Annotated in this window: 18 protein-coding genes; 16 read left to right on the forward strand and 2 right to left on the reverse strand. The window is 57.0% G+C overall.

Annotation, left to right across the window (positions count from 1 at the left end; translation table 11 throughout):
- Positions 1 to 10 precede the first annotated feature (10 nt).
- The 6 genes from FHS18_RS24780 to FHS18_RS24805 all read left to right on the forward strand — a co-directional run bounded on the left by FHS18_RS24780 (position 11) and on the right by FHS18_RS24805 (position 6484).
- Positions 11 to 700: a response regulator transcription factor gene (locus FHS18_RS24780; protein ID WP_183603067.1), complete on the forward strand. Its 690-nt coding sequence runs from the start codon at positions 11 to 13 to the stop codon at positions 698 to 700.
- Complete coding sequence (locus tag FHS18_RS24785) at positions 697 to 2091, forward strand: sensor histidine kinase (protein WP_183603068.1); 1395 nt, start codon at positions 697 to 699, stop codon at positions 2089 to 2091. The genes FHS18_RS24780 and FHS18_RS24785 overlap by 4 nt, the downstream gene beginning before the upstream one ends.
- A gap of 268 nt (positions 2092 to 2359) precedes the next feature.
- The gene (locus FHS18_RS24790; protein ID WP_183603069.1) at positions 2360 to 3061 is read left to right on the forward strand and encodes a hypothetical protein; all 702 of its coding nucleotides are present in this window, start codon (positions 2360 to 2362) and stop codon (positions 3059 to 3061) included.
- Positions 3058 to 4605, forward strand: coding sequence for an efflux RND transporter periplasmic adaptor subunit (locus FHS18_RS24795; protein WP_183603070.1), 1548 nt, complete (start codon positions 3058 to 3060; stop codon positions 4603 to 4605). Before FHS18_RS24790 ends, FHS18_RS24795 begins: the two co-directional genes overlap by 4 nt.
- Entirely contained in the window at positions 4606 to 5334 is a 729-nt protein-coding gene (locus FHS18_RS24800; protein WP_183603071.1) for an ABC transporter ATP-binding protein, read from the forward strand.
- On the forward strand, positions 5312 to 6484 hold the full coding sequence (locus tag FHS18_RS24805) for an ABC transporter permease (protein WP_183603072.1): 1173 nt from the start codon (positions 5312 to 5314) through the stop codon (positions 6482 to 6484). The genes FHS18_RS24800 and FHS18_RS24805 overlap by 23 nt, the downstream gene beginning before the upstream one ends.
- 346 nt (positions 6485 to 6830) lie before the next feature.
- Here the strand turns inward: FHS18_RS24805 and FHS18_RS24810 are convergent, their stop codons facing one another.
- Positions 6831 to 8066 (reverse strand): MFS transporter, encoded by a 1236-nt coding sequence (locus FHS18_RS24810; RefSeq protein ID WP_183603073.1) that lies wholly within the window; start codon positions 8064 to 8066, stop codon positions 6831 to 6833.
- A 186-nt stretch (positions 8067 to 8252) separates the two neighbouring features.
- Here FHS18_RS24810 and FHS18_RS24815 point away from each other — a divergent pair, with 186 nt between their 5' ends.
- The 9 genes from FHS18_RS24815 (at position 8253) to FHS18_RS24855 (ending at position 20040) form a co-directional block, all read left to right on the forward strand.
- Positions 8253 to 9206: an NAD(P)/FAD-dependent oxidoreductase gene (locus FHS18_RS24815; RefSeq protein ID WP_183603074.1), complete on the forward strand. Its 954-nt coding sequence runs from the start codon at positions 8253 to 8255 to the stop codon at positions 9204 to 9206.
- 147 nt (positions 9207 to 9353) lie between these two features.
- Positions 9354 to 10826: a spore germination protein gene (locus FHS18_RS24820; RefSeq protein WP_183603119.1), complete on the forward strand. Its 1473-nt coding sequence runs from the start codon at positions 9354 to 9356 to the stop codon at positions 10824 to 10826.
- Positions 10823 to 12025, forward strand: a complete 1203-nt coding sequence (locus tag FHS18_RS24825) for a Ger(x)C family spore germination protein (protein ID WP_183603075.1) — start codon at positions 10823 to 10825, stop codon at positions 12023 to 12025. The genes FHS18_RS24820 and FHS18_RS24825 overlap by 4 nt, the downstream gene beginning before the upstream one ends.
- Before the next feature lie 5 nt (positions 12026 to 12030).
- Positions 12031 to 12264 carry a hypothetical protein gene (locus FHS18_RS24830; protein ID WP_183603076.1) on the forward strand — a complete coding sequence of 78 codons (234 nt, stop codon included), beginning with the start codon at positions 12031 to 12033 and terminating at the stop codon, positions 12262 to 12264.
- 21 nt (positions 12265 to 12285) lie between these two features.
- Entirely contained in the window at positions 12286 to 13398 is a 1113-nt protein-coding gene (locus tag FHS18_RS24835; RefSeq protein ID WP_183603077.1) for a GerAB/ArcD/ProY family transporter, read from the forward strand.
- 139 nt (positions 13399 to 13537) lie between these two features.
- Complete coding sequence (lacZ, locus tag FHS18_RS24840; RefSeq protein WP_183603078.1) at positions 13538 to 16681, forward strand: beta-galactosidase, LacZ type; 3144 nt, start codon at positions 13538 to 13540, stop codon at positions 16679 to 16681.
- Between the two features lie 214 nt (positions 16682 to 16895).
- The gene (locus FHS18_RS24845; RefSeq protein ID WP_183603079.1) at positions 16896 to 18626 is read left to right on the forward strand and encodes an ABC transporter transmembrane domain-containing protein; all 1731 of its coding nucleotides are present in this window, start codon (positions 16896 to 16898) and stop codon (positions 18624 to 18626) included.
- Between the two features lie 173 nt (positions 18627 to 18799).
- Positions 18800 to 19591, forward strand: coding sequence for a hypothetical protein (locus FHS18_RS24850; protein ID WP_183603080.1), 792 nt, complete (start codon positions 18800 to 18802; stop codon positions 19589 to 19591).
- The gene (locus tag FHS18_RS24855; RefSeq protein WP_183603081.1) at positions 19579 to 20040 is read left to right on the forward strand and encodes a hypothetical protein; all 462 of its coding nucleotides are present in this window, start codon (positions 19579 to 19581) and stop codon (positions 20038 to 20040) included. Before FHS18_RS24850 ends, FHS18_RS24855 begins: the two co-directional genes overlap by 13 nt.
- Before the next feature lie 65 nt (positions 20041 to 20105).
- Here the strand turns inward: FHS18_RS24855 and FHS18_RS24860 are convergent, their stop codons facing one another.
- Complete coding sequence (locus tag FHS18_RS24860) at positions 20106 to 20708, reverse strand: hypothetical protein (protein WP_183603082.1); 603 nt, start codon at positions 20706 to 20708, stop codon at positions 20106 to 20108.
- Positions 20709 to 20897: 189 nt separating this feature from the next.
- Between FHS18_RS24860 and FHS18_RS24865 the strand changes: the two genes are divergently transcribed.
- Entirely contained in the window at positions 20898 to 22115 is a 1218-nt protein-coding gene (locus FHS18_RS24865) for an MFS transporter (RefSeq protein ID WP_246427886.1), read from the forward strand.
- Position 22116 lies beyond the last annotated feature (1 nt).

Here is a 22116-nt window from a genome sequence, read left to right on the forward strand (position 1 = left end):
GGGACAAGGCATGAAACCGATCAAGCTGCTTACAATCGATGATGATCCGCATGTTTGCGAGATCATTCGGCTTTATGCCGAGCTGGAAGGGTACGAAGTTGTCGCTGCCTATGATGGCTTACAAGGGCTTGAGCTCGTTTATGACGAGACGCCCGATTTGATCATATTGGACATTATGATGCCGGAGATGGACGGATGGGCGGTATGCGAGCGAATCCGGAAGGATTTTGCAACCCCGGTCATTATGCTCTCCGGAAAAGGCGAAAGTTACGATAAGCTCAAAGGTTTCGAGATAGGCGTGGACGACTACGTGGTGAAGCCGTTCGATTCCAAGGAGCTGATGGCCCGGATCCGGGCGGTGCTGCGGCGCACCAATCCGTCGTTGTACCATGAGGACATCGTGCGGATGGACGAGCTTGTCTTCGACATGCGCCATCTGCAGCTGACCGTTCGCGGCGAGAATGTCGGCTTTGCGCCGAAGGAGATTGAGCTGCTGTACTATTTGGCCTCGAACCGTAACCGGGTGTTCACCCGGCAGCAATTGCTCGATCAGGTGTGGGGCTTCGATTACGACCGCGATCCGCGCACGGTGGACGTTCATATTAAGCGAATTCGGGAGAAGTTGCGCGCCTGCGAGGTATCCAGTTCGATCGAGACGATTCGCGGAATCGGATATAAGTACGGGGAGGGGGGCGTATGAAGGCAAGAACGATTTTCGCCAAAATGTTCTTCAGCTTCATGCTGATCACCTTCATCTCGTTCGGTCTATCCAGCCTGCTGTCGGCGACGATCTTCAAGAGCAATCTGCGCGACTTCATTCGGGCCGGCTCGGAGCAAATGCAGGACCACATCATTGAGCGGATCAAGTACGGATACGGCAAAGGCTGGGACCGCGAGACGCTCGTGGATTCGCTCGAGTGGGGAATGGGCGGGCCTGAACGCAGCTATCAGCTATATGGCGCCGATGGTCAGCTGTTATACTCGCTGGGCAACCGGGGCAAGCCGATCCCGCTCGATCCTCAGGTGGTCCAGGATGCGCTAAGCGGCAAACGGGTATCGGAGGAGACGTCTTCGGACCATACGAAGGTGCTGCTGACGGCCAAGTCCATCCCGAATGCGGAGTCGATGGATGAAAAGGTGATCGTGAGCCTATCCTTCGAGTTCGAACGGGACGTGAACCGGTTCGTACAGCCGTATTTCCTCAGCATGCTGATCACGATTCCGCTGGCGGTGGCGATCTATTTCGTGCTAGGGCGAAGGTTGGCGCGGCCGCTTAAGGCGATGAGCCAGACGGCGCTTCAATACGCCAAGGGCGACTTCTCGCGCAAGGTTGAGGTGAACACCGAAGACGAGATCGGCCAGCTTGGCAAGACGCTCAATTACATGGCGGAGGAGCTGGGCTCGCTGGAGACGCAGCGGCGGGAATTCCTGGCCAATGTGTCGCATGATCTGCGCGCGCCGCTGACCTCGATCAACGGCTTCCTGACGGCGCTTCAGGATGGGGCGATCCCGCCGGCGCGGCAGCGGCATTATTTTGACATGATGAAGGAGTCGTCGGACCGGATGATGAAGCTGGTCGGCGATCTATTGGATATGGCCCGGATCGAAGCCGGCCAGTTCCGCTTGGAGAAGGTGCGGTTTAACTTGTCGGAGCAGACGCGCAAGACGATTGCCCGTATGGAGCCGATGTTCGCGGCGCAGCGGGTAAGCGTCAGCTTGAACAGCCCGGCCGAAGATATTTTCACCGTTGCCGATCCGGATCGGCTCGATCAGGTGCTCGCGAATTTGCTGCAGAACGCGATCTTCTATTCCCCTGCGGGCAGAGAGGTGGAAGTAACGCTCGCGGAGCGGAACGACGCGACGGTCATCGTGGTGCGGGATCATGGCGTAGGCATATCGCAGGAGGATTTGAACCGGATCTGGGATCGCTTCTTCAAGGGAGATAAGGCGCGCAGCCGCAAGCTGGGGACCGGGATCGGCTTGTCGATCGTCAAGCATATCCTGGATCTGCACGACGCACGTATCGAGGTGGAGAGCGAGCTTGGGCAAGGGACGACTTTTACGATAACGATGGCAGTTTCATCGGTATAGAACATCAGGAAGCGCGGGCTTGCAGCTCGCGCTTTTTTGGCATGAAATATAGGGATTTATAAGTTTCATATTTATAAATCATCCTCTATTTCACCGGAATGAAACGCGCTGTGCCTTCAAAGATGGCGTCAGCCGTTTCACCTTGCCGTACAGCTGATAATGGCGGTAAAAATTGTCGTTCTAGGCAGTTAGGCCTGTTCACTGATCGTTCATATTGCCCTGCTATGCTAGAGGACAGATAAAAGGTGTGAGAGGTGGAACCACGAACGTGCTTAAGCAAATGAACTTGAAAAGCGCATCGGCAGCCCTACTGCTGACTGCCATGCTAGCCGGCTGTGGCAACAGCGCAGAACAAACGGCCAATACGAATGAAACTGCTGCAACGACGGACGCCGTGTCGGAGACCGGGCAAGGAACAGCGAATGCAAGCGGTCAAGCGACTACAGGCGATGCCGCGCAATCGAACGCGCAGACCCCCGAGCGCACGGCTGACCTCATGGGCAAGATCGTCAGCGTTACGGCAGACTCCATCGTCGTGCTGAAATCGAAAATGCAGCCTGCTGATATGCCGCAAGGCGGCGGTCAAGGCGGCGGACCTGGCGGCGGTCAGCCTCCAACGGATGGAACTGCGCCGCAAGGTGAAGCGCCGGCGGATGGCGAAAGTCCGGAGATGCCGGCCGGTCAGGACGGACAGACTCGACCTGAAGGCGGACGCGGCGGCGGTGGCGGCTTCGGCCAGATGGAGTACACGGAAGAGCAAGTGACCGTGAAGCTTTCGTCGGAATCAGCCATTTTCTCCATGTCGTTCAATCGTGAGTCCCAGTCGGCGGCGACTTCGCAGCTGACAACCTCGGATCTGAAGGCAGACGATATCGTAACGATCTGGCTCAACCCCGATGGAGAGACAGCTCAGACGGTACAGCTGCGCACAATGCCAAATGGTAACGGAGAGGCAGGGGACAAGCAATGAAGAAATGGTGGCTACTAGGCGCGGGGATCGTGCTCGTAGGCGGTTCGATTGCAGCCTATTACGTATGGGATAAAGAAGAGGTGACCGTCGCGGCAGCCGTCAACACGACGAAGGTATTCAAAGGTTCGATCGAAGTGGCGGTAGCGGGATCCGGCAGCATTTCGCTCGCCAACCGCGAGACGTTCAAAGCGGGCAAATCCGGCACGGTCAGCGAAGTGCTCGTGCAAGAAGGCGATATGGTCAAAGCAGGCGATGTGCTCGTCGTGCTTGAAGGCGAGGATAACGCGGACCAGATCAAGTCGCAGCAGGTCAGCCTCGAGAAGAAGCTGATGGACCTGACGACGATGCAGGATAACTACAAGGCGGCCACGACGGAGGAAGAGCAGAAGAAAATCGATCTGCAGATGAAGCAGCAGAAGATGGATATCGAGCTGGCGCGCTCCTCGATCGCGGAACTGCAGGAGAAGAGCGCATCTTCGACCATTACGGCGCCGATCGGCGGCACAATGGCGACGTTGAATGTCGCGGTTGACGATGAGCTCAACAATACCTCGGACGTCGGCGAGATCGTCGATTACGACAACATGGAATTGGTCGTCTCGGTCGACGAGCTTGATATTCCGCAGGTTGAGATTGGCCAGACCGCGACGATTGCCGTCGAAGCGCTGTCTGACGAGACGTTCACGGGCAAGGTAACCGAGATTGCCAAAGAAGGTACGGCCAGCAACGGCGTCGCTTCCTTCGACGTAACCGTTACGGTGGATAAAGGCGCAAGCACGACGCTTAAGGCAGGGATGTCGGCGGAAGCAAGCATCACGATCGACAAGAAGGATGACGCGCTGTTACTGCCGATCGACGCGGTGCAATCGATGGGCGACCGCTACATGGTTATCCTGCCGACAGCCGAGCAGTCTGCGGCAATCGCTGAGAATGAAGCGAACCGTCCTCAGTGGAACGGGCAAGGTCAAGGCGGCCAAACAGGCACAGCTCAAGGCACCGCGACAGAGGGTGGCCAAGCAGGCACAGCGCAAGGCACTTCGACAGAAGGCGGCCAAGCAGGCGGAACGCAAGGCACGACGCCAGAAGGCGGTCAAGCAGGCGGAACGCAAGGCACGGCGCCAGAAGGCGGCCAAGCAGGCGGAGCGCAAGGTACAGCGCCGGAAGGCGGTCAAGCAGGCGGAGCGCAAGGCACGGCATCGGAAGGCGACCAAGCTGATGCAGCTGAAGGCACGTCGCAGGCAGGCGGCAATCGTCAAGGCGGTGCCGGCGGTGGCAGAGCGAATATGCAATTTATCGAAGTCGGTTTGCACAATGAAGATTACATCGAGATTGTTTCCGGTCTGAGCGAAGGCGATTCGGTTGTTGTTCCGACCGTTGTGTCCAGCTCGTCGTCGTCCGAGCAGCAAATGCAAGGCGGCATGGGTATGGGCGGCCTCATGGGCGGCATGACCGGCGGATTCCCGTCTGGCGGCGGAGGCGGAGGCTTCCAAGGCGGCGGTGGTGGAGGTCAACGTCCAACTGGCGGAGGCGGAGGAGGTCAATAGATGAATGCGGCACAGAAGCAGCCAACCGAGCTCATCCGTATCGAACAGTTGAATAAGCAGTACAAAATGGGCGGCGAGATCGTGCACGCGCTCAGCGATATTTCGCTTACGATTAACCATGGTGATCTGCTGGCGATTATCGGGCCTTCCGGTTCAGGCAAGTCGACGCTAATGAACGTCATCGGCTGCCTCGACGGTCCGACCACGGGCAGCTATTGGCTGGACGGGGAGGAAGTCAGCCGGCTTCGCGAGAGCCGCTTGGCGGAGATTCGTAACCGCAAGATCGGGTTTATCTTTCAGAACTTTAACTTGCTTAACAAGCTGACCGCGCTCGAGAATGTCGAGCTGCCGCTCATCTACCGGGGCGTCCCAGCCAAGCAGCGCAAGGAGGACGCCTTAGCCGCACTGGCTAAGGTTGGTCTGGACAGCCGAAGCGGACACCGTCCGAATGAGCTGTCCGGCGGTCAGCAGCAGCGTGTCGCGATTGCGCGGGCACTAGCCGGCAATCCGCCGATTCTGCTGGCGGACGAACCGACAGGCGCGCTCGATACGAAGACGGGCGTCGAAGTCATGCGGCTGATTAAAGAACTGAACGCGCAAGGACATACGATTATTTTGATTACGCATGATTTGTCGATCGCGGAACAAGCGGGTCGGGTCGTCCGGATTCAGGACGGGCGGATCAGCGAGGAAGGCGGTGGCAGACGTGAACATCGGGCAAGCGTTTAGAATGGCCGTCAAGAGTATCCTCGGCAACAAAATGAGAGCACTCTTGACGATGCTCGGTATTATCATCGGCGTTACGGCCGTCATCGCGCTCGTGTCGATCGGACAAGGGGCGACCAAGTCGGTTACCGATTCGGTAGCTTCCCTCGGTACGAATTCCTTGACCGTCAACATCAACGGCAGAGGCAGCACAACGACGATTGATTATAAGGAAGCGGCCGAATTCAGCGAATTGGAAGGCGTAGAAGTATCCGCGCCGGCCAATCGGCAGAATGCAACGGTCAAGTTCAAGACGACCAGCGCGAGCGTGAGCGTGGTCGGGGTAACGCCGGATTATACGACCGCTCAGGATTATGAGGTCAGCTCAGGCCGGTTTATTAGTCAGATCGATCTCGACTTCCTGCAGCGTATTGCGGTCATCGGTTCGGGTACGGCAGAGGATCTGTTCGGAACGGACAGTCCGATCGGACAACGGCTTCTGATTAACGGGATCGGGTACAAAATTGTCGGGGTGCTTGCCTCCAAGGGCTCCTCGCTCAGCGGCTCGAACGACGATATCGTCATGATTCCGGTCACTAACTCGGAGCGGCTGTTCAAGTCCAAAGGCGTCAGCACCGTCTACATCAAGGTGGAAGATGGCGCGGATATGGACGCGGTCACGACGGAACTTGAGAACGCCTTGTACAAAAAGTTCCGTGCGAACGAAGACGCGTACAGCGTATTCAACCAAGCTGACGTATTGGAAACGTTCAGCAGCATCTCCGATACGTTGTCCATCGCCCTCGGCGGCATCGCCGGTATCTCCTTGCTCGTAGGCGGGATCGGGATCATGAACATCATGCTCGTCTCCGTTACGGAACGGACGCGCGAGATCGGCATCCGCAAAGCGATCGGCGCGAAGAAGAAGGATATTATGATCCAGTTCCTCATCGAGTCGATTGCGCTCAGCGGTCTTGGCGGCTTGCTAGGCGTCGGCTTCGGCGTCGGAATCGCGCTCCTCGTCTCCAAGACGACAAGCCTTGGCGTCGAGCTATCGTATCCGATCATGGGTCTGGCGTTCGGTTTCTCGGTCTTCATCGGGATCGTCTTCGGGATGTTCCCGGCGAATAAGGCGTCGAACCTGAAGCCGATCGATGCGTTGCGATTTGAATAGGACTTGTAAGTAGAAGATCTTTCCGTTCTCGTTGGAACGGAGAGATCTTTTGCATTAAGGAGAGGTTGATAGGCTGCGATAGGTGAGTTGGCGGGCTGTATTTGGAATGGTGCGACTAAAGAGGCAAGAGGCTGCAGTAGTGGGAATGGTGCGACTAAAGAGGCGAGGAGTGACGAAGAGGCGGGCAGTAGTGGGAATGGTGCGACTAAAGAGGCGAGGAGTGACGAAGAGGCGGGCAGTAGTGGGAATGGTGCGACTAGAGAGGCGAGGAGTGACGAAGAGGCGGGCAGTAGTGGGAATGGTGCGACTAAATTCGCAGCGCAAAAAAGGCCGATGGCAGCAGCCATCAGCCTTTTTTACTAACCGCCGCAGCGCCGTTGCCGGCGCGGAGCGCGCCGACGGCTGGCGTATCGCCGGGGCGGCGATGGATGAGCACGGCGGCGCCGAGCAGCATCGCGCCGTTGATGATGAATACCCACTTGATCGGGATCCAGCCGCCGAGCACGCCGCCGATCATCGGTCCGAGCATGGTGGCCATCTGGTTGGCGGATTGGCCAAGCCCGAAGGCGCGGCCGCGGAAGGCGGGTTCCGTCACCTTGACGATGGTGGCGTTCAGGGCCGGGTAGACGCCGGCGAAGAACAAGCCATAGACGAAGCGAAGCACGCCGAACTGCGCGTAATGCGTGACGAAGAATTGAAGCAGATTGCCGATCCCGCCGCCGATGAGTCCGATGAACAGCACTTTCGAATAGCCGATCTTCGCGCCGATCTTTCCCCATTGAGGCGCTGCGATCAGCGTGGCGATCCCGACCGCGGAGAAGACGACGCCCGAGGTGAGCGAGGCATCTCCCTGTTTCACGCCGAGCTGCAGCATATAAACAGTGAGCAGCGGTTCGAGGAGCATCACCGAGAAGGTGGTGATGCCGAGCATGAGCAAGGTACCCATGAAGACGTTGTTCTCCATGGCATGCTTGAGGTCATCTCGGACGCTCGAGCGCGCGCCGGAACGGTTGTAGTTCGTCTCTTTGGCGAACAGCGTCGCGATGATCGCCGCGATAAGCACGACGGCGCCGGAGAGCAGGAACGACTCCCGGTTGCCGAAATAATGGCTCGCCACCCCGCCGACGAGCGGGCCGAGAATGCCGCCGGTGGCGCTGGCCGTCGCCATAATGCCAAGGGCGTAGCCTGTTTTCTCCTCGGGCGTATTGGTCCCGACCAGAGCGATCGCCGCCGGAACGTAGCCGGCAAGCAGCCCCTGGAACACCCGCAGCAGCAGGAATAAATAAGGGTCGTGGATGAAGTAGGTCAGCACGTACAGCCCAGCCAGCGAGAAGCCGGAGCGCATCAGCATCGGCTTCCTGCCGTATTTGTCCGCGAGCGATCCCCAGTAGGGGGCGATCAGGGCGCTGGCGAGGAAGGTAATGCCGAAGGCAAAGCCGGACCACATCTCCAGATGGTTGTTGATCCCGAGCTCCGTGCTCAGGAAGATCGGGATAAACGGAATTGAGATTGAATACGCCGTACTGCAAAAGAACACGCCGGTCCAGAGGACGAACAGATTTCGTTTCCAAGAATATTCCAATTTGCAGTCATCTCCTTGCCTTCATCATACACCCGCTGCGCAACAGGGAATAAACTCCCTCTCCTGCGATTAGCGGGAGAAAATCATTCCGATTCTCGTTTAAGCTAGGTCGGAAGCGGGATAATGAAGGTTATGAGTTGTTGCATAATGAAACGAGTCCGATTAAAAAGGAGTGTTCGATAAGCGATGAGCTATGATTGCATCATTGTCGGGGGAGGCCTAGCCGGCTTGCAGGCCGCGATCCAGCTAGGCAGATACCGCCGCAGCACGCTCGTGATCGATGCGGAAGACGGTCGTTCGGTCATATGCCGGAGGTACAACAATATATTGGGATGGCCCGAAGGTATAAGCGGACCCGAGCTGCGGGAAGCCGGCAAATGGCAAGCGAAGGCGCACGGCGTTCACTTCCTGAACGGCAAAGCCGCATCGGCCGAGAAGACCGCGGACGGGTTCAAGCTGACGACGCAAGCGGGCGAGCAGGTTACGGGCAGACGCTTACTGCTGGCGACCGGCGTTGTCGACCGGCTGCCGGAAATTCCAGGGTTGTCCGATTGTCTGGGTAGCAGCCTCTATGTGTGTCCGGATTGCGACGGGTACGAGGCTTCCGATCGCAAGACGGTTATACTCGGTTCCGGCAAAGCAGGAGCCTATATGGCGCTGACCGTCCGGTATTGGACAAACCAGCTGATCTATATTAACCACGAATCCCGCGAGATTGACGAAACACTGGCACGCAAGCTGGAAGAGCAGGGCATTGTGACCGTTAACGCCGCGATCGAGCGGATCGAAGCGGCCAAGCAATCGCCGGAACAGCTTCATGCGATCCATCTGGCGAACGGACAACGGATCGAGGCGCTGGTCGGCTTCGTTGCGTTCGGCGGCAATGAGGTGCGCTCGGAGCTAGCCGATCAGCTGGGCATCCAGCTGCATCGCAACCGCCATATTCTCGTTGACGCAAGGACTAAAATGACGAGCGTGCCCGGCGTCTGGGCAGCCGGCGATATCGTCGCGCATTCCGAGCAGACGGTCATCGCGATGGGGGACGGGTCGCAGGCGGCAATCTGGATGCATAAGACGCTGCTCAATGAACCGCTGCTCGAGAAGATCAGCCCGCCGGAGCCGCTGGATGATTTAACCTGACTGCTCATAAAAAATTGGCTGAAGCGCCATAATACAGCAAACGGAGTCTAGCTGTGACAGGTGGTGTCTGAAGCATTGACGATACGATTGAACGAGGAAGCGCGGGATTCGTCGCACGGGCTGTATACCGGACTTGGCGCCAATATTATGGCGATCCGCGCCGCGATCGGCAACAGCCCGGATCTCGTCGTCAAGGAGCTGAAGTGGGGCGGCCTATGGGCCGGTGCCGTGATGTACATGGATGGCATGGCGGATACGAAGGCGATCGCCGATTTCGTGATCCAGCCGCTGCTAACCTACGACAGAGACCAGTCACAAGCAGCTGTTGAACGGGGAAGTCAAGCGCTGACGCATTTAATGCAAGAAGTGTTAGAGGCCGGCGATATCGACAAGATCGCCGATTTCGATGCGCTGCTCCATGCGCTGTTATCGGGCAGCTGCATCCTGTTGTTGGATCATCTCACCGAAGGTCTCCGCATCGGCATGGGAGGCATCGAGGAGCGCAGCGTAGGGGAACCCATCACCCAGACGGTCATCCGGGGACCGATGGAGGCGTTCACGGAAAGCTTCAGCACCAATACCGCGTTAATCCGCAGAAGGCTGAAGGATCCGAATCTATGGCTCGAAGTCCGTCAGATCGGAGCCGTGACGAAAACGAATGTCGGCGTGATGTATCTATGCGGGATTGTGAATGAAGGTCTTGTGGACGAGGTACGCTCGAGGCTGGACCGGATCGAGATCGACGGCATACTGGAGAGCGGCTATATCGAAGAGATGATTCAGGATAAAACGCTCACCCCGTTCCCGCTGCTGACCAACACGGAGCGTCCCGATGCGGTCGCCGCCGCCTTGCTCGAAGGGCGCGTTGCGATCATCGTCGATGGCACGCCGTTCGTGCTGCTCGCACCCGGACTGTTCGTGCAGTACTTTCAATCGGTGGAAGATTATTACCAACGTTGGGATATCAGCACGCTGCTGCGGTTAATCCGCTTCATGTCCTTCTTCATCGCCTTACTGGCGCCATCCTTCTACATCGCGGTCACCACCTTCCATCAGGAGATGCTGCCGACCGGCTTATTGATCAGCTTGGCCGCCCAGCGCGAGGGCGTCCCTTTCCCGGCGTTTATCGAAGCGCTGCTCATGGAGATGACGTATGAAATTCTCCGCGAGGCTGGGGTACGCATGCCAAGGACGGTCGGACAAGCCGTATCCATCGTCGGTACGCTGGTCATCGGCCAAGCGGCGGTCGAAGCGGGAATCGTATCGGCGGGCATGGTCATCATCGTGTCCATTACGGCGATCGCAAGCTATGTTTTGCCTCAAGTGAGCATGTCGATCACGGTGCGCATGATCCGCTTCGTACTCATGGGACTTGCGGCTTCCTTCGGCTTATACGGCATGTTAGTCGGCATCATCGCCCTCTTTATCCATCTATGCACCCTTCGCTCCTTCGGAATTCCGTATATGACGCCTTTTGCGCCGCTTTACGTGCAGGACCAGAAGGACACGTTATTCCGTCTGCCTTGGCCGCTCATGAAAAAAAGGCCGAGTCTGCTCGGCCGTAACAATCCGGTCCGCCAGGGCGACGAGAGCTCGCCTGTCAGAGGAGATACCGCATGAAGCCGCTGCTGCTCCTACGTATAAGCGCGCTGCTGCTGCTTGTGCTGCTCGCGGGCTGCTGGAGCCGCCGCGAACTGAACACGCTGGCCATTCAGTTAGGGATGGGCATCGATAAGAGCGGAGACGATTATTCCATGACCGTTCAAGTCGTCGATCCTTCGAAGGTCGCCTCGCGAGCCGGCGGGAGCGAAGGGACGCCGGTAGCTCTATTCGAAGCAAAGGGAATGACGGTTCACGAAGCCGCGCGGAAAATGACGGAGACCAGCCCGAGGCGGATCTACGGCGCGCACATCCGCGTGTTCGTCCTCGGCGAGGAACTCGCGCGTGAGGGCATCGCCAAAGCGTTGGATTTGCAATACCGCGATTCGGAGGAACGCACCGATTTCCTGATCCTGATCGCCAAAGGCGGGAAGGCAAAAGACGTCTTGAACGTCATGACTCAGCTGGAGAAAATCCCGGCCACCAAGCTGTATAACTCGCTGATTGCCTCGTCGAGGGCTTGGGCGCCCTCTACGATGATCACGCTGGATCAATTAGTCACAGCGCTTACGGCCGACGGGACAAACCCGGTGATTACCGGCGTCCGCGTCATCGGGGGGAAGGCAGAGTCGGGTGGAGGTATGGACAACATCAGCAAGATCGAGGCGCCGGTTAAATTGAAGCTGGCCGGTCTAGCCGTATTCCGCGGCGATAAGCTGATCGGCTGGCTGAACGAGGAAGAGAGCAGAGGCTATAACTATATTACGGGCAACATCAAATCCTCGGTCGGCAACTTGGCTTGCCCGGACGGAGGGCGGATCGCGCTTGAAGTCGTTCGAAGCGACACGAAGATGAAAGGAAAGGTCGAGAACGGTAAACCCGTCATTGATTTGGCGCTGAGCTATCGGCTGAACGTCAGCGATGTCGAATGCAAGATCAATCTCGAGGATCCCGCCGTAATCAAGCAGCTGGAGGATCTCTCGGAAGCAAGACTGCTCTCGCTGCTCAAGAAAACGGTGGACGTGATGCAGCATAAATTCGGCGTCGACAATTTCGGCTTTAGCCAAGCGATCTACCGCGCCGATCCCAAGGCATGGGATCGCATGAAAGATCAATGGGACGACCTGTTTCCGGATCTGGAAGTCCGTTATCAAGTCAAGGCCAAGATCCGCTGGACCAGCACAGCCAAGAATTCGTTCATTAACGATATCAAGGAGTAGGCCGGATGCGTAATATGATCATATATCTCGTACTGACCGGATCGCTCGGAACGCTGGAACTGCTGTCCTTGCTTCGGAGCAAGCTGAAGAAGGAGGCGGCAACGGTTGCCGCCTTGCTGGCATGCGGGATGTTGCTGGGCATCTTGGTGTACATGGAGGTGCCCGTCCCGAGTCCGTTCGAGCTATTGAAGCTTGTGTATCGCCCGGTCAGCGACTGGTTCTTCAAGTCCGCACAATAGCTGATGGGAGGAGACCCTCGGTTGCTAGACAACGGAAAAGTAAGCATCCAGCAAATCGCCATTCTCATTCTGCTGGCCAGCATCGGAGACAGTATTCTCATTCTCCCTTCGGCTATTGCGGGCGTAGCGGGCCAAGATACGTGGATCTCCTGTTTGGTAGGTATCGTCCTGGGATTGGCGGTATTGGCGATTATGCTCCTGCTTGCCCGCAAGTTCCCAAGAGACTCTTACATCCAGATCATGAATAAACTATTGGGGCGCTGGGCGGGCGGTGCGCTTGGGGCCGTTCTGCTCTGCTACACGCTGATCATCATGACGACGATGGTGCGCGAAGTCGGCGATTTCATGGTGTCCCAGATGATGACCGACACGCCGCTGTGGAGCATTCACATCCTGTTGGTTCTCATCATGATCTTCTCCGTCAGGGGCGGCATTGAAACGATCGGCCGGACGAGCGAGATCTTCCTGCCGATCTTCGTTATCTTCGTGGCTGCCTTCCTGCTGATGACCATGCCGAATATGGAACCGATCAAGCTCCAGCCCATCATGGGAAAAGGATGGTTTCCGGTTATGCAAGGCTCGGTCTTTATGACGACGATGACGTTCACGGAGCTGTTCGCCTTCTTGTTCCTTCTCCCTTATGTCAAACGGGACAAACATATGGAGAGGGATATTCTGCTCGCCGCAGGGCTTGGCGGAATGGCGGTATCCATGGTAGCAACCGCTTGTATCCTGGTGCTCGGCAGTTATATTTCGGCCCATCATTTGTATCCGGCTTATGCGCTGGCGAAGAAGATCAGCATCGGCAATTTCCTGGAACGGGTGGAGGCGCTGCTAGCGGTCATTTGGGTGATCTCGGTGTTCTTCAAGGCGGTCGTCTTCATGTATGCCTTTAATACCGGGGTCGCCCATTTGCTGCGGCTGAAAGACCAACGTTCGCTGGCGCTTCCCGTCGGCATCATCCTGTTCTCGCTGGCCGATGTAATCGCGCCGAACATTAGCTATTACAACGACGTTCTGAACAAGGACGTGCCTTTCTCCGATCTGACCTTCGGGCTCGTTATCCCGCTCGGATTGCTGCTTGTCGCCTACATTCGTGGCAGAATGGCCGATTCAAGCAGGCAAGGGAGCTGATGATGGAGCACCTCGGCGCGGACGCGCCTTTTTTTAATATTCCGCACCCCGAATCTTGCATTTACGAAGCAGAGGTAAGTTCGCTACAGTAGCAGTATAAGATCCAGCGAACCCTATGAATCGAGGTGCAATCGTCTTTATGTCCAATTCGACTCAAGCGCAGAAAAGCAAATTCGTCTATACGCCGCCGGCGAACGGCTACCCCGAGTGGAACAACAATCCGGAGCTGTTCGCTTTAAACAGAATGGAAGCGCATGCAACGCTCATGCCCTATGCTTCCGTGGATGAGGCTCTGGCCGGGAACCGCCAAGCTTCGTCGCACTACGTAAGCCTCAACGGCCAGTGGAAGTTCGCCTTTGCCAAGGCGCCGAGCGAACGGATCGTTCAATTCTACGAGGCGGACTACGATTACAGCAGCTGGAACGAGATCGCGGTGCCGGGCCACTGGCAGCTGCAGGGCTACGACTACCCGCAATATACGAATATTCGCTATCCTTGGGAGAAAACCGAGGAGCTGAAACCGCCTTTTGCCCCGACCACCTACAATCCGGTCGGCTCTTATATCCGCACGTTCTCCATCCCGCAAGCATGGGAAGGACAACCGGTCTACCTGAGCTTCCAGGGCGTCGAGTCGGCCTTCTACGTGTGGGTGAACGGCGAGCTTGTCGGTTATAGCGAAGATACGTTCACGCCGGCCGAATTCGATATTACGCCGTATCTGCAGCAAGGCGAGAATAAGCTGGCCGTCGAAGTGTACCGCTGGTGCGACGCGAGCTGGCTCGAGGATCAGGATTTCTGGCGGATGAGCGGCATCTTCAGAGACGTCTATCTGTATTCGACGCCGGAAGCGCATCTGTACGATTTCACCGTCACGACCGATCTTGACGAGCAATACCGCGATGCCGTGCTTGGCATCAAGGCCCAAGTGACGGATTATTACGGCCGCACGTCCGGCACGCTTACGGTTGAGGCGCAGTTGTATACGTCGGAGCAGGCGCCGGTATGGGATAAGCCTGTCGAGATCGCCGTATCCCTCGGAGGCCAAGAGGTACTCGATATCGAGGCGTCGGTGCCTGTGGCCGATCCGCTCAAGTGGAGCGCCGAGCAGCCGAATCTCTATACGCTCGTCCTGTCGCTTCGCGATGGCGCAGGTGCGCTGCTCGAGGCCGTCAGCTGCCGCGTCGGCTTCCGCAAGTTCGAACTGAAGGATGGCTTGCTCCAGATTAACGGCAAGCGAATTCTGTTCCTGGGCGCCAATCGCCACGAATTCTCCGCCCGCACGGGACGGGCCATCAGCTACGAAGAGATGGTCGCGGACGTGAAGCTGATGAAGGCGTACAACGTGAATGCGGTACGAACGTCGCATTATCCGAATCATCCGGACTGGTACGACCTGTGCGACGAGTACGGCCTGTATGTCATCGATGAGACGAATCTGGAGACGCACGGCAGCTGGCAGTACATGCAGCAGGAGCTTGGCGACTTCACCGTTCCCGGCAGCCGTCCGGAATGGCGGAACAACGTCATCGACCGCGCGAACTCGATGCTGCAGCGGGACAAGAACCATCCGTCGATCGTGCTCTGGTCGCTCGGGAACGAGTCGTTCGGCGGCGATAACTTCATCGCGATGCACGATTTCCTTCGCGAAGCGGATCCGACACGCCTTGTCCATTATGAGGGCGTCTTCCACTGGCGCGCTTCCGAGGACGCCTCGGATGTCGAGAGCCAGATGTATACCAGGCCGGCGGATGTCGAGCGCTATGCGCAGCGCGACCCGAAGAAGCCGTTCATCCTGTGCGAGTACAGCCATGCGATGGGCAACTCCTGCGGCGGGCTGCATATCTACACCGACCTGTTCCACAAGTATCCGATCCTGCAGGGCGGGTTCATCTGGGATTGGGTGGATCAAGCGATCGAGCAGCAGACCGAAGAAGGCAAGACCTACATGGCCTACGGCGGCGATTTCGGGGAGCCGCTGCATGACGGCAACTTCTGCGGCAATGGTCTTGTGCTCGCCGACCGCGCAGTAACGCCTAAACTGATCGAAGTGAAAAAATGCTACGAGACCGTCTTCTTCGCTTACGAGGGCGAAGGACGCATTCGCGTGGAGAACCGCAACCTGTTCATCGATCTGTCGGGCTATGAGCTGCGCTACACGATCGCCGATAACGGCATCGCTGCAGCGGAAGGCAGCCTGGCGGTCGAGGCAGCTGCAGGCGAGACGGCTGAAGTGACGATTGCTCTTCCGGCATCCACGAATGCCGCAGCCGAGCGTGTCCTTACGGTCAGCCTCGTGCTCAAGGACAGCTGCGCTTGGGCGGAAGCGGGCCATGAGATTGCATTCGCGCAGTTTATTCTGCCGGCTGAAGCTAAGGCTGCAAGCAGCGTGGCTGAGGCAGCGGAGCGCAAGGATCCGGACGCTGCCGTTACAGCGGAAGCAAGCGAAGAGAAGCTCCTTATTCAAGGGGAGGGCTTCACGGCCTCCTTCAGCCTGACGGAAGGTCTGCTCCAATCCTTGACGAAGGATGGGGCCGAGTTGCTCCAGTCGCCGCTCGTTCCGAACTTCTGGCGCGCGTATACCGACAACGACCGCGGGAACAAGCACCACGAGCGTTGCGCGCCGTGGCGCGAAGCTTCGCTTAACCGTCAGCTGCGCAGCTTGACGTGGGAAGCGCTCGCCGATCGCGTCATCGTCAAGGCCGGCTATGACCTGCCGACCGTTCCCGTCTCGACTTGCTCGATCCGCTATACGATCGCGGCAAGCGGCGAGATTGAAGTGCAGTTGACGCTGGTACCGGGTGAAGGCTTGCCGGAGATTCCGGAGATCGGCATGCTGACGGCAGCGGCGCCGACATTCGAGCTTATGGAATGGTACGGCAACGGCCCGCACGAGAGTTATTGGGATCGCGAGAAGAGCGCGAAGCTCGGATTGCACCGTTCGACCGTATCCGAGCAGTTCGTGCCGTATCTGCGGCCGCAGGAATGCGGGAATCATACCGGCGTGCGGCATGCGGTCATTCAAGAGCCGGCCGGCAAAGGATTGCGCATCGCTGGCGTCGATCAGCCGATCGAATGGAATGTGCTCGGCTACACGCCGTTCGAGCTGGAAGCGTACGACCATGTCCACCTGTTGCCGGAACGCGAGAAGACCGTTATCCGCATCAACCACAAGCAAATGGGCGTAGGCGGCGACGATAGCTGGGGCGCTCAGACGCACCCGCAATATACGCTGCAGGCTAATCGGCCGTACTCGTATTCGTTCACGTTGAACGGAATCGGCTAAAGGCGAACAAGGCGCTTTCGTCCTGGTGGACGAAGGCGTCTTTTTTTTCAAAATACAAGTTTTATAAGTGGACGCTTAGAACTGCGGTGTATTTTTCACGTGGAACATGGAAGAAGATTCATGGCCGCCGATTCCGCCATTGACCCTTGCAGCCGATCGATGGTAGGGTGAAAACAAATAGCCGTACAATTTCCAGAACAGGAGGACTTCTCTCGTGCTTCGACGTTTTGCTTCTTATTATGTACCTTACAAAAAACTGTTCCTGCTAGACTTTAGCTGCGCGGTCATAGCCGCCTTGCTGGAACTCTCCTTCCCGCTCGCGGTTCAGTGGATGGTCGACGACTTGCTGCCGACTGGAGACTGGTCGATGATTCTATGGGCGGGGGCCGCCTTGTTCGGCGTCTATCTGATCAGCATGGGCCTGCAATTCGTCGTGAACTACTGGGGCCATAAGCTTGGCATTAATATCGAGACCGATATGCGCCAGCAGCTGTTCAATCATGTGCAGAAGCTGTCGTTCCGCTTCTTCGATAACAACAAGACCGGCAATCTGATGTCCCGGATGACGAACGATCTGTTCGAGATCGGAGAGATGTCGCACCACGGGCCGGAAGATGCGTTCATTGCGCTCATGACGTTCGCCGGCGCGTTCGGAATTATGATGACGGTCAATTGGCAGCTTGCGCTCATTACGTTCATCGTCGTTCCGTTCCTGGTGTGGATCATCGTCTACTTCAACCGGAAGCTCGATAGCGCCGCTACGACGATGTTCGAGCAGATCGCCGCCGTTAACTCGCGCGTCGAGGACAGCGTATCGGGGATTCGCGTCGTGCAATCGTTCACGAATGAAGCGTTCGAGCAGCAGCAGTTCGAGGTGAACAATAAGAAATTCCGCCTCGCGAAGCTGCGCTCGTATCTCGCCATCTCGTTCAGCTCCTCGGGCATCTACATGATGACCCGTCTCATCTCGCTGATCGTACTGGTCTGCGGCGCTTATTTCGCCTACAAAGGCGAGTTGTCCTATGGCCAGCTGGTCGCGTTCCTGCTGTACGTGAACATATTTCTTAAGCCGATCGACAAAATCAATGCGCTCATGGAGTCTTATCCGAAGGGCATGGCGGGCTTCAGACGTTTCGTTCAACTGCTCGATACCGAGCCTGACGTGAAGGATGCTCCGAATGCGGTCGATGCCGGCCACCTTCGCGGCGACATTGCCTTCCAAGACGTGTCGTTCAGCTACGAGGGCCATTCGAACGTACTGAGCGGCATTCATCTGAAGATCAAGGCAGGAGAGACGATTGCCTTGGTGGGGCCTTCGGGTGCCGGCAAGTCGACGTTATGCTCCCTTATTCCGCGCTTCTATGAGGTAGATGGCGGCGACATCACGATTGACGGAACCAGCATCCGCAGCATGACGACGCGATCGCTGCGTTCCCAGATCGGGATCGTACAGCAGGACGTCTTCCTGTTCGCGGGCACGATTCGGGAGAATATCGCGTATGGCCGTCTGGGCGCAAGCGAAGAGGAAATCCGCCAGGCGGCGCAGCGCGCGCATCTTCTCGACATGATCGATTCGCTTCCGGAGGGACTGAATACGGTCATCGGCGAGCGCGGGCTTAAGCTGTCCGGCGGTCAGCGGCAGCGTCTGGCAATCGCGAGGATGTTCCTGAAGAATCCGCCGATTCTCATCCTGGACGAAGCGACTTCGGCGCTCGATACCGAGACCGAGACGATCATTCAGCAGGCGCTGTCGGAGCTAGCCCAGAACAGAACGACGCTGATCATCGCGCACCGTCTGGCGACCATTCGACATGCGGACCGTATTCTCGTCGTGAACGAGCAGGGCATTGCCGAGAGCGGCAAGCATGACGAACTGCTCGCCAAGGGCGGCGCGTATGCGCGGCTGCATCAAGCGCAGTTCGGGGTGGCTGCACCTGTCATGTAGTTCAGAGCTTGACGATTAACACGTGATCGTGCGTGGGTATCGTCAAGCTTTTTTTATGACCCGATAAGTTGAATTCGTACTTACCAATAACAGAATATTAATTACAAATAATGACACACTAATCGCGAGTTGCATGCGACTCGTTAACCAACTGTAGAAGGGCTGATCGGAGCTTGAAGCTAAACTTCCCGCCGCGCCGGCCGCAGACTTATATTTCGACGAATGGCATTACGATGCTTACCCGGCATAATCCGTATGTTATTTTGTGGATCTCCGCTTCTTTTCCCGGCTTCGGCCATTTTGTACTGAATATGTATCTGCGCGGGGCGCTGCTCTCTGTCGGGGAAGTTATTATCAACACGCTTGCCCATATCAACGAGGCGATGGTGTTCACGTTCTGTGGACAATTCGACCGGGCAGCTGCCATAATCGATCCGACGTGGATCTACGGCTATCTGATCATCTATTTCTGGGGCATGTTCGACAGCTATCGATCCTCGCTTGAAGTGAACAAGCTGGCTCGCCTGGCCGAGATGGAGAACGCGCGTATTCGCCCCTTCAACATCAGCCGGGTCTGCCTTCAGTATATCGAAATGAAGAAGCCGGTCGTCGCGGCCGTTTGCTCCTTCTTCTTCCCCGGTCTCGGCCAGCTGTACAATCACCGCATTGATCTGGCCTTCTGGGGCATCATCTGGTGGTGGATTTATGTAGGCAAGTCGCATCTCTACGATGCTGTACTTGCGCTCATCAACGGGAATATCGCTTTATCGACGACCATGCTGGATCCGCATTGGCTGTTATTCATGCCTTCCGTGCTGGGCGGGGCGATCTATCATGCCCATCTGCAAGCCGGGGATCATAATCGGTTGTTCCGTCTGGAATGCCGGCAATATTTGGCCGAGCGCTATCAGGATACTGGTGAAGAGCTAATCTGGCGGAAGGAGGAACAGGCATGCTTGTCGTAGGTGTCTTTCAAATAACGACTGAACTCGAGCAGGTGCTCTCCTTGTTGGAGCAAAAAGGCATGGAGCGCGAGCAGATGGTCGCCGTTCCGATGGACCTGGACGCGAACGATGATACGATGGATCCGATTCGTTCGCGTGACCGGAAGGCCGGCGGTTTCGAGCTTGGTATGGGAACGGCTACCGCGTTCTCGGTGATCGGCGTGAGCCGCGGCTTTATTCTGGAATGGGGGCCAATCGTATGGGGGTTGATCGCGTCAGGTATCGGTTTCCTTGTCGGCTTGGCGCTTCATCTCATCATTGTACGCGTGACCGGGGCCAAGCGGGAGGCGAGCGCCAATCTGCTCCCGGAGGTTACCGTGCTGATCCGCTGTCAGCCCGAACGTCTCGATGAAGTGCGCAAGCTGCTGTGGCAGCATCAAGCCATTAGCGTAGGCGTAGTGAACCGGTAGCAAGGTAACATGCGAAAGACACTGTACGGGGACATCTAACAATCTAACAATTTGGCAATCGCGTTTCACCTGGCTGGTGAAGATTCCGGGCGGAGCACAAAATCCGTGAACGCCTTGATACCGCAGCTCATAACGATGTAGACCGGGAAGGAATATATCGATTTCCAGTTATACGGCAGATAGATGTGGAGCCAGATCGTGAGCGGCTCCATGATGAACGCGAAGAACGCACTTGTAACGGTGGCGGCGATGATGAAGTTCCTCCACGATGTAAACTTCTCATACAGCAGACTGAGGATAAGTCCGACCATACAATCCACACTTGCCAATCTGGCTCCCCAGGGCAACAGCATCTTGGGATAATCCCACAGCATCAGTTCCGCGCCAAGCACATCGAGCGATGTAGCGAGCAACACGGTCACGAATACATAAAGGACAAGCACATGCCTGTTGCCCTTGTTCGTAAGCTTGAACCAGATCGCGAACATCAGGATTGTCGTCACGAGCAGCAGCCACCATTGAAAAGAAAATACGACCTCGGATTTCCAATACTCCCATCGCAACTCCCCGAGTTTCTTCTGTGCATTATAGATATCATCCATCGTCACATCGCTCACTTGTTTGCCTCCCTGTACGCGGCGGCGTCCTCCTTGTATGCCAGCCTTCATTCCTCATATTGTCCCCTTAAGGAATAAAGATAGCCGATATTAACGCTCCTTCCTGCGGAAAATCAGCAATGCTATATTATGGATTGTTGGGGCGGCAGCATTATGCTATCTTTGCGATATGTTGTTCAATATAAGGCCTTCACTTGGGCGCTGCCCGGATGAAGCTGCTTTGCGAGAGGGGCATTGTTGATGAATCCCGCTTTATCCTCGGCAAAACCGAAGGCGATGCATCACGGCACGATGTACGCCATCTTGTTCATGATCAGCTCGGTCCATTTGCTCAACGACACGATGCAGGCCGTTGTTAGCGCGTTGTTCCCGGTCGTTCGCGAGACGCTTCAGCTCTCCTTGACGCAGATCGGCTGGGTCGCGTTCGCGCTGAATATGACGTCGTCGGTCATGCAGCCGGTGGTCGGACTCATCTCGGATAAAAAGCCGGCTCCCTGGATGCTGCCAGCCGGTATGGGCTTGAGCTTAATCGGCGTTGCGGGCCTTAGCGTCGCGCCATCCTTCTGGACGCTGCTCGCAGCCGTCGTATTCATCGGCCTCGGTTCGGCGATCTTCCACCCGGAAGGTTCGCGTGTCGTTTATTTCGCTGCAGGAACGAGACGCGGACTTGCGCAGTCCATCTACCAGGTCGGCGGCAACTCAGGCAGCATGCTGGCGCCGGTCATGACCATCTTCCTCTTCGAGCCGCTTGGTCAGCCGGGGGTCATATGGGGGACGCTGCTCGCAATCACGGGCATCCTTATCTTGTTAAGAGTCGTGCCTTGGTATCGTCTTCAGTTGGCGCAGCATGGCAAGCCGGTCAAGAAGTCGGCAGGGGCGGCCACTGACGCGGCGGTGTACAGCAATCGGCTGGTGGTGTTCGCGCTGACGCTGCTCATCGTGCTCGTGTTCGCAAGATCATGGTATTTCACCGGAATCGGCACCTTCTATCAGATCTATCTCCACGATTATAAAGGCTTAAGCGTTGCCGCGGCGCAGATCCCGATCTTCCTATTCATGGCCGGCGGCGTGATCGGCACTTTCTTCGGCGGTCTCCTTGCAGACCGCTTCGGCCGCAAAAGGATGATCCTTCTTTCCATTGCAGGATCTTCGCCGTTCGCGTTGATGCTTCCTTATTTGCCGCTAGGCTGGATTTATCCGATTATTTTTATACTGGGCATCATTCTATTATCCGGATTCTCGGTTAGTGTTGTGTACGCGCAGGAGCTGTTGCCGGGTAAAGTGGGCATGGCTTCCGGTCTAATCACGGGGCTGGCCTTCGGGATGGGGGCGATCGGAGCGGTGGCGCTCGGTAAGGCAGGGGATCTGTGGGGGATCGATCAAGTGCTGGTCTGGTCGAGCTTCCTGCCGCTGGCGGGATTGCTCGCCGTCTTGCTGCCGCCGGATCGGCGAGCCTAAC

The organism is Paenibacillus phyllosphaerae, from assembly GCF_014192105.1.
GTDB lineage: Bacteria > Bacillota > Bacilli > Paenibacillales > Paenibacillaceae > Paenibacillus_Z > Paenibacillus_Z phyllosphaerae.

Coding starts and splice junctions, on each gene's coding strand:
- FHS18_RS24865 (WP_246427886.1), top strand. CDS start 20,898: ATGAATCCCGCTTTATCCTCGGCAAAACCGAAGGCGATGCATCACGGC.
- lacZ (WP_183603078.1), top strand. CDS start 13,538: ATGTCCAATTCGACTCAAGCGCAGAAAAGCAAATTCGTCTATACGCCG.
- FHS18_RS24795 (WP_183603070.1), top strand. CDS start 3,058: ATGAAGAAATGGTGGCTACTAGGCGCGGGGATCGTGCTCGTAGGCGGT.
- FHS18_RS24815 (WP_183603074.1), top strand. CDS start 8,253: ATGAGCTATGATTGCATCATTGTCGGGGGAGGCCTAGCCGGCTTGCAG.
- FHS18_RS24800 (WP_183603071.1), top strand. CDS start 4,606: ATGAATGCGGCACAGAAGCAGCCAACCGAGCTCATCCGTATCGAACAG.
- FHS18_RS24825 (WP_183603075.1), top strand. CDS start 10,823: ATGAAGCCGCTGCTGCTCCTACGTATAAGCGCGCTGCTGCTGCTTGTG.
- FHS18_RS24820 (WP_183603119.1), top strand. CDS start 9,354: ATGGCGATCCGCGCCGCGATCGGCAACAGCCCGGATCTCGTCGTCAAG.
- FHS18_RS24780 (WP_183603067.1), top strand. CDS start 11: ATGAAACCGATCAAGCTGCTTACAATCGATGATGATCCGCATGTTTGC.
- FHS18_RS24860 (WP_183603082.1), bottom strand. CDS start 20,708: ATGAAGGCTGGCATACAAGGAGGACGCCGCCGCGTACAGGGAGGCAAA.
- FHS18_RS24785 (WP_183603068.1), top strand. CDS start 697: ATGAAGGCAAGAACGATTTTCGCCAAAATGTTCTTCAGCTTCATGCTG.
- FHS18_RS24855 (WP_183603081.1), top strand. CDS start 19,579: ATGCTTGTCGTAGGTGTCTTTCAAATAACGACTGAACTCGAGCAGGTG.
- FHS18_RS24830 (WP_183603076.1), top strand. CDS start 12,031: ATGCGTAATATGATCATATATCTCGTACTGACCGGATCGCTCGGAACG.